This is a genomic window from Microcoleus sp. Pol1C5, from assembly GCF_036701115.1.
In the GTDB taxonomy this organism is placed as follows: domain Bacteria; phylum Cyanobacteriota; class Cyanobacteriia; order Cyanobacteriales; family Microcoleaceae; genus Microcoleus.
In genome coordinates, this window is the sequence record NZ_JAUBQE010000092.1 from 1 (window position 1) to 13789 (window position 13789).

Annotated in this window: 4 protein-coding genes; all 4 read left to right on the forward strand. The window is 45.5% G+C overall.

Translation table 11 applies throughout. The features are described from left to right. Positions 1–300 precede the first annotated feature (300 nt). The 4 genes from QUA23_RS29565 (at position 301) to QUA23_RS29580 (ending at position 13734) form a co-directional block, all read left to right on the forward strand. Positions 301–1206 carry a glycoside hydrolase family protein gene (locus tag QUA23_RS29565; RefSeq protein ID WP_333079203.1) on the forward strand — a complete coding sequence of 302 codons (906 nt, stop codon included), beginning with the start codon at positions 301–303 and terminating at the stop codon, positions 1204–1206. A gap of 41 nt (positions 1207–1247) precedes the next feature. Beyond that, positions 1248–2150 carry a peptidoglycan-binding protein gene (locus QUA23_RS29570; protein WP_333079201.1) on the forward strand — a complete coding sequence of 301 codons (903 nt, stop codon included), beginning with the start codon at positions 1248–1250 and terminating at the stop codon, positions 2148–2150. Between the two features lie 1066 nt (positions 2151–3216). Further along, positions 3217–5310, forward strand: coding sequence for a caspase family protein (locus tag QUA23_RS29575; RefSeq protein WP_333079200.1), 2094 nt, complete (start codon positions 3217–3219; stop codon positions 5308–5310). A gap of 105 nt (positions 5311–5415) precedes the next feature. Then, positions 5416–13734, forward strand: coding sequence for an nSTAND1 domain-containing NTPase (locus QUA23_RS29580; RefSeq protein ID WP_333079199.1), 8319 nt, complete (start codon positions 5416–5418; stop codon positions 13732–13734). Positions 13735–13789: the final 55 nt, after the last annotated feature.

Genomic DNA, 13789 nt, shown 5'->3' on the forward strand with positions numbered 1-13789 from the left:
ACAACTTTGTGTCGCTGAGCAAAACCTTCCCTCTTACAGGATTACAGAGAAAGTTTGCGAGCGCGTTCTAGCATTTGACGATCAGCATTGGCAAGCTAGATTGAGCCAAAAAAGCAAGCCAGATTTAGCGAAAGCCTCTTTAACGGCACTCATATGTCTCCACGTCAAATAAAAAGTCACTGTACAGTTGATATCGTTTCCGGTTGGATGGGAATGATAAAGTCAAGGTCAATAATTCCTCCTTCCCCCGCTCCCCACTCCCCACTCCCCATCATTCCGGTGTAACCGGAAAGGAAAAAAATGCTAAGATCACTTGAAATTTTCAGCGATGGTCGCATCTACGAAATAAAAGACGACCTAGCCGTTAAAGTCACGGAGACAAATGGACAAGTAAAAGCATTAATTGATGCTTTAAAGTTTAGCGTGGCTAAAACATACAACATTCATCCTCCAGACGAACAACCGCCTGATGTGACAGAACGCCGAGGTTCAAAGCATATCAATGAAGAAGGCTTTAAGCTTCTGACTGCGTTTGAAGGATGTGAGCTGACTGCTTATGATGATGGCGGTGGAGTTTGGACAATTGGTTACGGACACACTGGTGAGGATGTTTATGAAGGACTGACGATTAGCCAAACACAGGCAGAAGAATTGCTGAAGATAGATTTAGAAAAATTTGAATCCTTTGTTGAAGACACCGTGGAAGCTCAGCTCAATGACAATCAGTTTTCTGCACTGGTTTGCTTCTGCTTCAACGTCGGCCCAGGAACAGACGGTTTTGGAGGTTCAACTCTTCTCGATCGTTTGAACCAGGGAAATTATCAAGGAGCAGCTAATCAGTTTCCTGTGTGGAATAAGGTAAATGGTCAACCCTGGCTAGGGCTGACACGCCGACGATTGGCTGAACGAGCACTGTTTTTGGGAAAACCCTGGCCGTCATTCTTAACCTATGAAGGAACAGCCGAAGAAGTAACAGGGGAAACAATCGCAGAAGCACCTCGCACTTTGAAACTCACCGAACCCATGCTCCAAGGTGAGGATGTTCGTCAAGTACAAAAAGCTTTGAAAGCCGCAGGAATCAATCTTGAACCTGATGGATTCTTTGGCAACGGTACTGACAAGGCAGTGAGGCAGTTTCAGCAGCAGAAAGGGCTAGCGGCGGATGGTGTTGTAGGTGCCGAAACTCGAAAAGAATTGGGACTCTAACATACATTGTGTAACCAAATTCAAACAGATTGGAGAAAACCATGACAGACTCAAGCCATCTTTTATTTAATCAACCTGTAATTGTCGAAGCCTGTGAAGAATTTGTCCAACGGGATCGATTGGAAGTTAGAGGCAGTTTCCCCGGATTGCTCAAAGATGCACCGATGTCTTCGACTGTGGTGGTCAATGGCTTATCCCAGCAGTTGATATCTCAACTGCAATTGATTGTGCCAGATACCTTTGTCAGTTTTGATGACCTCAATGTAGACTTGCTGGATGCAGCCTTTCCCTATGTACAATGCCCAGCAAAACAAGCACTCCAGAAAGCGATTCAAGATCGAGGTCAAACGATGCAGGTCAATTCAGCCTACCGCACTATTGCTCAGCAAATGCTGCTGTATAACGATCGCTTCAACAACTCTAATCCTGTAGCTGCGCCGGGAGCCAGCAACCACCAAACTGGATTAGCGATCGACATTGAAGATGCAACAGGCTGGGAAGTTTATTTGATGCGGTATGGTTGGAATCCATTACCAGGCGATCCACCTCACTTTGACTACCAAGGCGACGGCACGATCGATCTTCGCAGTCAATCAATACTCGCATTTCAGCAACTTTGGAATCAAAACAATCCTCATGCCAAGATTAGCGAAGATGGCGACTTTGGCACTCAAACCGAGGATGCACTTAATCGATCTCCTGCTTCAGGGTTTTCTAAAGCACCGTGGGATGACAAACCCAGAACGTTGCGATTGGCCGTGCCCAGAATGGAAGGCTCGGATGTACTCCTGCTCCAGGAAAGTTTGAAAAAAGCTGGCATTGTAGTTGGAGCTGATGGTGAATTTGGACCGGGGACAGACAAAGCTGTCAAGGAATTTCAGCAAAAAAAAGGGTTGAAACCAGATGGAATAGTCGGTCTCAAAACCCGTGAACAAATGGCTTAAGGTGTTCGCAATATAGTCAACAGAATTTTGAACGGAAAGATACGTCACTGAAAGGGTAGAGTTTTGTTAAAAGTTGGAACTAGCCGCTCCAAAACTCTGCTTAGGCAATAATATTCTTGTACAGTGCCTAATTAAATGACATCGAGACAATTTTGGGTCGCTGAGCAAAACCTTCCCTCTTACAGGATTACAGAGAAAGTTTCCTCAGCGTTCTAGCATTTGGCGATCGGCATTGGCAAGCTAGATTGAGCCAAAAAAGCAAACCAGATTTAGCGAAAGCCTCTTTAACGGCACTCATATGTCTCCACGTCAAATAAAAAGTCACTGTACAGTTACGATCCTAACAATTTGCTAACTCCTGGTCAGGGTATTTTTTAGCGACTGATTGGCCTTCTCACTTTGGTATTCCAGATGAAGATAATTTTTGGACTTGACTGAGCTTGACAAATTACTTGGTTTTTGGTTTTAACCGAAACGTATTGACCCCACCCTACAGCCAGTTACCGATGAGGATAAAGGGTACTCGTTTTTGCAAATATATTCACCAGCTTAGCTCGGTTATTAATGTCAAAATAGTCGCTTGATTCAATCTATTTCAGCGTTGTGAGTTTACACAACATCAATTCACTTCTTAGAGTAAGAGTAATTTCAAATTACCCAATGCACAATTGTGCAATGATAACTACATTAAAAAGCAACACCAAATACAGACTTAAGCACTAAACTTGGCACAAACTACTCTAGTTTTATCCAATATACTTATTTATCGTATTACTACTACCAACCACACGCTCACCAGAAAAACCAAGGAGAAAAAAAAATGGCTTACAAACTGGTTACTTTGGCAACTGTACACAATATTGTCACCAAAAGAACGGGAGGCTCGCGCAAAACAAATTGAAACCTTGAAGCAGATTGCAGATAGCGCAAGCTAGTTAACCAAATCTTGAATTTAAAGATGCGTTACTGAACTGGCAGAGCTTTCTCAAAAGCTAGAACTTGTGGCTTTAGAATGCTGGTGCGGCAGCAACGCTTTTGAAAAGAGACACTAAACAAGGGAAGTAAAATGACTGACCAACCTGAGCAAAGACCTAACATTCATGCTCTCCTAATTGGGATTAACTACTACAAACCCAACCGCTTGTATCCAAACCTTAAAGGGTGCGTGCGTGACATTAACTTAGTAGATGACTACCTCAGACGAACGTTACAGATTCCAGCAGAACGAATTTGCAAGCTTACTTCTCCAGATCGAGAAGACTCAACTCTTTCAGAAGTTAGAGCTGGAAACGAACCAGATGTTTTGCCAACCTACGAAAACATCGTCAATGCGTTTAAAGAAATTACTGAGAAAGCTCAACCTCAAGAGCTGGTTTACATCCACTACTCCGGTCATGGTGGGCGTGCAACTACCATCTACTCTGAGCTGAAGGGGGATGGACAGAAGGATGAGGGAATTGTCCCAATGGATATTGGCGAACAAGAGGGGAGATACCTGCGGGATATCGAGCTAGCTACATTGCTAAAACGCATGACGGATAAAGGATTGCGTGTCACTGTCGTTCTGGATAGCTGCCATTCCGGTGGTGCAACTCGCGGTGATTGCGCTATTCGCGGCTCACAGGAGGAGGATACGGCACCTCGTCCCCAAGATAGTCTGGTAGCTTCTCGTCAAGAATTGTTCGACAACTGGCGATCGCTAGTTGAAGGATCGAACCCCACTACCTTAATTCCAGAGTCCGAAAACTATGTAGTGCTGGTAGCCTGTCGTCCAACCGAATATGCGATGGAGTATGCGGTGAATGGAAAAGAGCGGCATGGTGCTTTAACCTACTGGATGATTGACACCTTGAATGCTATTCCTGGCACGCTGACCTATAAAACCCTGCACGATCGCGTTAGTGCCAAAATTCAGAGCAAGTTTCGCGACCAACTACCAATGTTGTTGGGAGAAGGCAATCTTTCAGTGTTTGGTAGCGATCTTATTGCTAATCAATACACTGTTGTCGTCATTGAGGTTGATGCCAGCCAAAAGCAGGTGAAGCTGAACGCAGGATTGGCAAACGGCTTAAGTAGTGGGACGCGATTTGCTATCTATCCACTCAACTCCTCATCCTCGGATCTGACTGATAAACAGAAACAAGTTGCGATCGTTGAGGTTACGAAGGTTGAAGCATCTAGCGCGGTTGCCAGGGTTTTGGCGGAAGCAGATGGTGGTATTGGAGTTAAGGGGCAGATCGAGGCAGGTGCGCCTGCCGTTATGTTATCTGCACCAGTGGATCTAGTTCGTCGAGTTCGCCTGTTCGATCGGAAAAAACTTGGGGATGCAGAAGATGAGCTGCCGACTCAGGAGCTGGTGGATCGACAAAAAGATGCTCTGGATAAGGTTCGGCAAGCTTTAGCGGAGAATGGTTGGGTGGTTGAAGAGAAGGGAGAGGAAGAAGCCCATTATCAGGTAGCGATCGGTCGGCAGGGTGAATATGAAATTTGCCGTGGAATGCCGATTAAAAACTTAAATCCTGCTCTCTGGCTCGGCGATCCTGAAGCACCGAAAGAGGTTGTCAATCGGCTGGTTCACTTGGCTAAGTATCAAGCAATTCAAGAATTAGACAACCCAGAATCTGAGTTAAAGGATTGTCTTGAACTCGTGTTGCTAGACCAGAACGAACAATCTTTGCCTGACCAGAGCAATATTACGTTGAAGCAGGGTACGCCCGTGAATCTCCGTGTCAAAAATAATTTTCACCAAGCGCTTAATGTAGCCGTGCTCGATCTTGAACCAACTTGGGAAATCTCACAAATTCCCCTGCAAGGAATGGATGCTCCTTTCTATGAATTAGCATCTCAGGAAACAGCAGACACTAGATTACGCTTCAAAGTCTCTGAGAGCAAAGGGTATGAGCGACCTAATGAAATTCTCAAACTATTTGCTACTCGCGGGCCTGCTGACTTTCGTTGGTTAAGACTACCGTCTTTAGATAAGAAGAGCGAAGTGCATAAGGCAGCAACTCGTGGCATTCAGAGCGCATTGGGCAAATTACTGGAAGCAGTTGGTGAAGATCCCAATGTTTCACCATCCTTAAATCGTGCTGCCGTGTACGAACCCGATCCCAAGGCTGAATGGGTAACAAAACAAATTCAAATTACCATTGAGCCGTAACGTTTTAAATCGCAAGGTGCAGAGCAATGACAAGATTCCTTGTTCTATTTTTCTTGTCTTGTTTGAAAACGGAAATAGGTGGGTGTATCACTAGGAGAAATTAAGATGACTCGCAACCTCTACGCAATTCTTGTTGGCATTGATGATTATCCTGCACCAGTTTCCAAACTGGATGGCTGCGTTAACGATATTAATGCAATCGAAGACTATTTGAAAACACGGGTTGATAGTAGCCAACATGGCAACATAAAGACGCTACGGAATGCCGAAGCTACCCGGCAAGCAGTTATTGATGGCTTTGAAAAACACCTAACTCAGGCGGGTAAAGATGATGTTGTGCTGTTTTATTATAGTGGGCACGGTTCGCAGGAACCTGCATCTCCGGAGTTTTCGTATTTAGAGCGAGACGGCAAGCTGGAAACGCTTGTATGTTGGGATAGTCGCACCAGCACCAGGGATTTAGCCAATAAGGAGTTGCGTTATCTGATTGCTAAAGTCGCTGAACGCAATCCACACATTGTCATAGTACTGGATTGCTGCCATTCTGGTTCTGGCACGAGAGATGTAGAGTACAAGCAGAAAGTTCGTCATACTCCCGCAGATGAACGACCCAGAAAGATTGAAGAATTCATTTTTGCTAATGATGTAGCAATTGTAGCACTCCGGTCTCAAAAGTACGGAAATACTTGGGACTTGCCAGAGGGACGACATGTGCTGTTGGCAGCTTGCGAAGATCGGGAACTGGCAAGTGAGTATTCCGGTGATGGTAAAACGAGAGGTGCTTTTTCTTACTTCTTGTTGGATGCGCTGAACAAAACTAATAGTACTCTCTCCTACCGGAATTTTTTCAAGGAAGTCAGTTCTCGTGTCCGCAGCCGTATCAAAAATCAAACTCCACGATTAGAAGCCAATAATCCTGAAGATTTAGACAATCTTTCATTTTTAGGTGGCTCAGATATTATTAAACCTCGCGAGCCTTTCTTTACCTTGAAACATAATGGCAAGGATTGGGAAATTGATGGGGGAGCCATACATGGTTTTCCTAAAATTAGCAATATTTCGATTAAACTTGCGCTTTATTCTCAAGGCAGTACTCCAGAGCAGATGCGGCAACTGTCTGAGGCAGTGGGTGAAGCTGAGGTTATTGAGGTACTACCAGATAGAAGTATTGTCGAGTTCACCCAAGAGCCTACAAACCTTACAGAAGATATCATACTGAGAGCGATCGCTATCAGTCTGCCACCTCCGACCATTGGGGTTTATCTCGAAGGCGATTCAGAGGCATTAGAACAAGTGCGGCAACAACTTCAGAGGGTGAGTCCCGGCGAGAAACCCTCGCTTTATATTCGAGAAGAACCGGAACTGGCTAAAGCCCAATATTGCCTTTTGGCAAAAGATGAGCAGTATGTAATTACGAAACCATCAGATGATCGCCCGTTGGTAGAACCCTTAAAAGGATACGAAAAAGCCTTTAGGGCTGTGAAAAATCTGGAACACATCGCCCGTTGGACAACAACGATTGATTTGGCTAATCCAGAAAGCCAAATTCTTGCCAATGCGGTCAAGGTTCAGATCTATCGCAATGGCGAGGAGGTCAAAGAACCCCATCTGCGGCTGGAATATGAGTACAGAAACGGTAAGTGGCATCAACCGACATTCCGGGTTAAGCTAACCAACACCTACGAGCAACGGCTCTTCTGCGCCATTTTGGACGTAGCGGAAGACTATTCTGTGAGTGTGCCACCTTTATTCCATCAGGGCGAACTGTCCTACAAGGGGGGTTTGTGGATTGAGCCAGGAGAAGAAGTTGATGCCGCCATTTGGAACGGCAATCGAAAAATAAGGGATGATATCCCTGCCAGTGTGGCAGACAAGATTTGGAAACAGGGAGTTACCGAATATCAGGATGTTTTCAAGCTAATCATTAGTACGGCAGAGTTTGATGCCAACCTTCTTTGTCAGGATGATTTGTCATCACCGAGTGTTGAGTCGAGTGACAGGAGTCGAGAGCTTCCAAGTCGCCTCAATACACTCAATTGGTTGATGTACCAAATTCAGTCCCGACAATTTGGTGTTGTTGAGGAGATCGATGATTGGGTAACCAGTCAAATTAGCATTACGACGGTTCGACCTAAAGATGCGGTTCCACTCAATCCCCAAGCTTCTACCGAGCTCTCCTTTGGTGTGACAATTGAGCCCCACTCCGGTTTACGTGCAGAGGCTCGCCTATCGTCTGTTCTACCATTAACGCGAGATATAGGCAGCCGCACTTTGCCAACAATTTTGGGTGACTACACGCAGCCCTTCCAGTTCACCGCTAGCCGAGGAGTTGATTCAGGGTTAAGCGTGCTGGAGTTGCAGGTGAATGATCGTGAGACTATCAAGAGTGTGACTCCCGAAAACCCATTGGTTGTGTCGGTTAACAAGTCTATTACTCAGAATGAATACATTCTTCCGGTTGCCTACGATGGGGAGTTCTGGCTGCCTTTGGGACAGGGGAAAGGGAAAGACAGTAAAACCGAGATTCGGATAGAACGGATACCGACACTAGATAGTGAGCAAACATCAGGTGAGAAGAGACGCAGCCTCGGTAGTGCAATCCGAATCTACTTCCAAAAGGTAATATACGAAAACCTGGGACAGGAGTCTCCCTATCCTAAGCTCAGAATTGCCCGTGTTGCTGAGGATGGAACTGTCAGCTATGAGAAAGACGAGCAGCAGATCAAAGCAGCGGTAGCGAAAGCCCAACACATTGCCCTCTACATTCACGGCATCATCGGCGATACGGAAAGTATTGTGCCGAGTGTGCGACAAGCCAAAGTGATGGTGAATGGGCAATCCAAATCCCTCACTGAGATTTATGACTTGGTGCTGACATTTGATTATGAAAACCTAAACACACCCATTAAAGAACTTGGCAGGCAACTCAGGGATAAACTGGCTGCAGTCGGATTGAAACCCAATCATGGTAAAACGCTGCATATCGTGGCTCACTCGATGGGCGGATTGGTTTCTCGCAGCTTTATTGAGCAATGGCAGGGCAATCGAGTCGTACAACATCTATTTATGTTGGGGACTCCTAATGCTGGCTCACCTTGGGCTGCCGTGCAAGACTTGGTTACTTTCGCACTTGCGGCTGGATTGAATGGTTTGTCTTCTGTGGTATTTCCTGCGAAATTACTGGCCGATCTGGTGGCATTGATTGAGGAGATCGATGTCAACCTGGATGAGATGCATCCGACCAAATCGCAATTTCTCCAGGAGTTGAAAGACTGTGCCGATCCGCAGTGTTCGTACAGTATTATCGCTGGAAACACTTCGCTGATTCCTCAACAAGAAGAAGCGATTAATCGACTTCAGGCGGCTCTTCAAAGAACCTGGCGTCGAGCCATTGAGTTTCCTTTCATAAAGGAGGCGAATGATATTGCGGTAACTGTGAAGAGCATCGTGAGTGTACCAGAGGAGCGATCGCCTGTGGCTTACATTCAGGATCGCGTGGTTTGCGATCATTTATCATACTTCCGACATCCCGCTGGTTTAGATGCCTTAGCAAGGGCTGTGGCGCGGGCTTTTCCTGATTATTCGGGTCCAACTACTCCTCTAACTACGCCTCATCCTCCTCACCCAAACCCAATTGCTCCAGGGGGTAATACAGGCAAGGGAACCCCTTCATCTCCATCGCCTCAGCCGCCAGGAAACTCTCCCGGTGCTTCAACAAGTCAACCCAGTGCGCGATCAACCTCAGAAATTATGACTTCACCAACGGCTCAATCAGAATCAGGGTTTGCGAACAGCTATGCTGCGGTTATCGGTATCAATAAATACCAGTCAGGAATTCCGCCACTGGGAACCGCAGTTAACGATGCTCAGGAAATCGCTGAAATTTTGGAGAGTGAACACAAATATACGCTAATTTCGCCATCAAAGTCAGACAGTCAGGGTAAGAACAAGGCGTGGCTAGATGGGGATGTAACGCTAAAAAACCTCAACGCTCTGCTCAAAACTCTCAAAGATACGGTTGGTTCAAACGATCGCCTCCTGTTCTATTTTGCAGGACACGGCACTGCTATCAACAGCGAGGACGGTCCACAGGGTTACCTGATTCCGCAGGATGCCAAATATAAGGATATCACCACATATCTATCCATGAGCGAGTTGAGGAAATTACTGGCTCAACTGCCCTGCCGTCACTGTTTAATTATTCTGGACTGCTGTTATTCAGGTGCTTTCCGGTGGTCTAATACACGACAGTTTGGTCATGTCAGGGAGATTTTCAAAGATAACTTTGACTTGTTCATTAATGATCCGGCATGGCAAGTTATCACTTCTTCAGCACACGATCAGACGGCTGCTGATGAGATGGTACTGAAGAATAACCGTGATTTTGGAAATGCAGATCACTCCCCCTTTGCTATTGCTTTGATGAAGGCGTTAAGAGATGAAGCCGCCGATACATATCCCCCAGCTAAAAATGACAAGCCAGCAGGCGATGGAATCATTACTGCCGATGAACTGTATCAGTATGTGCGATACCAAATCGAGCTAGAAACAGCTCAACGTAACAAACGTCAGACTCCTGGGTTATGGATAGTAGACGAAAAACACGACAAGGGCGTGTACGTTTTTCTCACAAAACACTTCGACAAAACGAAACTGCCTCCTGCTCCTACTCTGGATGATACCAAAGAAAGCAATCCCTACCAGGGCTTAGAATCCTACGAGGAAAAGCATAGCCAACTGTTCTTTGGGAGAACTAAGTTAATTGAAGAACTTTGCGATCGCGTCTGCGAACGTCCCCTAACTATTGTCTTAGGTGCGTCCGGTTCTGGTAAGTCAAGTCTAGTCAAAGCAGGTTTGATTCCCCATCTCAAGCGATCGCCAGAAGAAGCACAGCAGTCGCAGGTATTGGTGTCGCTCCAAGACGGTCAAACTCATCGTCACAAACACCAAAAGTGGGAGATTCTGGAGCCGATACGTCCTGTACGTCTTGGTGAGTCACCTACAAAGACTTTGGAAAATGCACTCAAAGGGATAAATCTGGATACCATTCCTACTGAGACAAAACTCCTGCTGGTAATTGACCAATTTGAAGAGTTAGTGACGCAATGCCGCGATCGAGTTGAGCAAGAGCAGTTTCTGCAACGACTATCAGAGCAACTGGAAAAGTATTCAGGCAGATTACATCTTATTCTTACCTTGCGGTCAGACTTTGAACCCCAACTGCGAGAAAGCGTTGAAGCTGAACTCAAAAAGCATAAAAATTTAGCATCGCTACTGAACGCTCAACAGCCCAATCAATCGGAAGGTGTTGAATCGAAACAGCAACCGGAGGAACGTATTTGGAATGCAGCACGATTTATCGTACTATTCATGGAGCGGGAGGAGCTGCAAGAAGTGGTCGAAGCTCCTGCTGCGATCAAAGCTATTCAATTTGACTCGGAGAAACGGAACAACCGTACTCTGGTTCAGCAACTAATCCATGAAGTTGCTGATATGCCAGGAGCATTACCCTTGCTATCGTTGGCGTTGAGTGAACTTTATCGTAAGCTAGCCAACCGATTTATAGATGCGCTGAAAAAGGGTGAGACTTGCGATCGCACAATCACTTGGGTGGACTATGACGAGCTGGGTGGCGTAACTCAGTCAGTTACCAAAACGGCAAATTACGTATACCAAAACTTGTTAGAGAACAATCCGAACGAGAAAGATGCATATGAGCGAACAATCCGCAATGTCATGCTTCGGATGATTTCATTGCAGGGGAGTGAAGTAGCACGACGACAGGTTCCTAGGTCTGAACTAGAGTACCCCAATAAGAAAGAAAACCAGCAAGTCGAAACCGTTATCACATGGTTTCAGGATGCCCGCTTAATTGTTGAAGGTACCGATTCCCAAGACAAACGCTATGTGGAGCCAGCCCATGATGCCTTAGTACGTGGGTGGGATAAGCTAAAGAAATGGAAAGAAGAAGAGCAGGAAGCTTTGTCTTTGCAACGGCGACTGACACCACAAGCCGAAGAGTGGAAAAATAAGAACCAGTCATTAAGTTTGTTAGGAAAGAGTGAACCTTTTCTGGATTGGTGTGACAAGAAAATCGATTCTGTTGAAGACTGGTTGAACCCAAGCAAGGAGGATGACCAAAAAAGTCAGCCAGAGAATAAGAGACAGTTTCTTTGGAATGGTGATCCCTACCTAGATGTACTAAAAAGGAGACTAAAATCTTATGACCACTGGTTTAATCAGGTAGAAACTGAGTTTATCCAGCAAAGCGTTTGGCAAAGACGCAGATATACTTATCTGGGTTGGGAAATTGCGATCGTAGTCATGCTGGGATTAAGTGGGTTGACTTTTTGGGCTTTAGTTGGTCTGCGAGATACGCAAATAGCACAACTCCGTACTTTGAGACAATCTACAGAAGTAAAACGGCAATCAAACCAAGAGTTAGAAGCGTTGCTAGATGTTTTACAAATAGGAAAGTTACTTGACAACTGGCTTTTGCGCTTATTCAAGCCAGATGCAGAGATCGAACAACTGAGAAGAACGCTGCCAAAGGTAATTTATACCGTGCAAGAAGTCAACCGACTGGAAGGACATAGGGGTCCTGTTATGGCAGTAGATTTCCAGTCCACTTCCAACGGCGAGAGGATTGTCACTACTGCTAACGTCACTAAAGATAGTGCGGAAATAGCCGTTTGGCATTTAGATGGAAGACTGGAGAAAAAGTATACTTTTCAGGAAGTCAGCGATATGTGGAATCAGTCAAATGGCAATTTTTACAAAACTATGGAGCAAAAATCTTTGCTTCCCGTGTTTAATTTTAGCCCTGACGGCAAGATGTTAGCGCAGGGAGATAAAGACGGAAATGTTTTTGTCTTCAATAGTAGTGATGGGACTTGGCGCAAGACCTTCAAGGCACATAACAGAACATATAGCAAACCTATAACGACAGTCAGATTCAGCCATGACAGCCAGATGATTGCTGCCGGAGGTTGGGGATTTGAGGTAAAACTCTGGAAACTAGATGGTACTTTGGACAAAACATTGGAAGGACATAACGGTACAATTAATGCATTAGATTTCAGCAGAGATGGTCAGATAATTGCTTCAGCGAGTAATGATGGAACGGTAAAACTCTGGAAAAGAGATGGAACTTTGCTCAAAACTCTTGAAGGACATCAGAGTGAGGTTTGGGATGTCAGTATCAGCCGTGATGGTCAGATAATTGCTTCAGCGAGTAATGACGGAACGGTGAAACTCTGGAAAAGAGATGGAACTTTGCTCAAAACTCTTGAAGGCCACAGGGATGCAGTGCGTGCAGTGCGATTCAGTGCCGATGGTCACATCCTAGCCTCAGCAAGTGATGACGGAACGGTGAAACTTTGGAGGCTAGGCAACACACCGTTGACAATTTTAGATAATTATACCGATATAGTTTACACAGTACGTTTTAATCCTGATGGCAAGACAATTGCCACGACAACCGGACACGGTCATGTAAAACTTTGGCAAAGGGATGGCACGCTCCTGAAAACTGAGCAACGACCGCAGCACTATGGAGCGATTACTACATTAGAGTTCAGTCCCGATGGTAAGTTGATTGTCTCAGGGGCTGGGGATAGAGCAGTCAGACTTTCGAGATCGGACGGTTCTATGGGCAGATTCCTAGAAGGGCATACGGGTGAACCTCAGCTTAAAGAGGTTCTGGCAGTGAGCTTTAGCCCTGACAGCCAAATATTTGCTATTGGGGATGTCGATGGGAAGATCGAACTTTGGAACAGAGACGGCTCATTAAAGCAAACTATCCCAGGTCATAAGGCTACAGTTTACGGACTAAGTTTTAGCCCCGATGGTCAAATAATTGCCTCAGCGAGTGCTGACGGAACGGTAAAACTCTGGAACAAAGACGGCTCATTAAAGCAAACTCTCTCAGGTCATGCTAATCCATTATTGGGAGTAGCTTTCAGTCCCGATAAACAACCCAACGAGCAACTAATCGCGGCGGCGAGTGCAGATGGGACTGTTAAAATTTGGAAGAGAGACGGCACAGAACTAAAACCCCTCAAAGGACATACGAATGTGGTTCGTGCAGTAGCTTTCAGTCCCAATGGTCAGCTAATTGCCACAGCCAGTTATGACAAAACCGTGAAACTTTGGAAAAGAGACGGCACGTTGCTCAAAACTTTCTATGGGCATAACGATCGGGTTAACGCAGTAGCATTTAGCCCCGACGGCAAGAGACTTGCCTCGGCTAGTAATGACAAGACGGTAAATCTGTGGAATTTGGATCTAGATCTAGATATACAAGGGCTACGGAGATACACTTGCAACTGGATGCGGGACTATCTGAAAAATAAGCTTAAGGATCGCCACCTCTGTGACGACATTCCTCCTAGTACCCCACCTCAGCCATTTGTGACAAGTTAAGAAAAAGTGCAAATTGTCAAGGGGGTACAAAAAAAAATGTAAAATAGGCTGAACA

Excerpts from the sequence above, each read along its gene's own strand:
- QUA23_RS29565 (WP_333079203.1), top strand. The coding sequence starts at position 301 with ATGCTAAGATCACTTGAAATTTTCAGCGATGGTCGCATCTACGAAATA.
- QUA23_RS29570 (WP_333079201.1), top strand. The coding sequence starts at position 1,248 with ATGACAGACTCAAGCCATCTTTTATTTAATCAACCTGTAATTGTCGAA.
- QUA23_RS29575 (WP_333079200.1), top strand. The coding sequence starts at position 3,217 with ATGACTGACCAACCTGAGCAAAGACCTAACATTCATGCTCTCCTAATT.
- QUA23_RS29580 (WP_333079199.1), top strand. The coding sequence starts at position 5,416 with ATGACTCGCAACCTCTACGCAATTCTTGTTGGCATTGATGATTATCCT.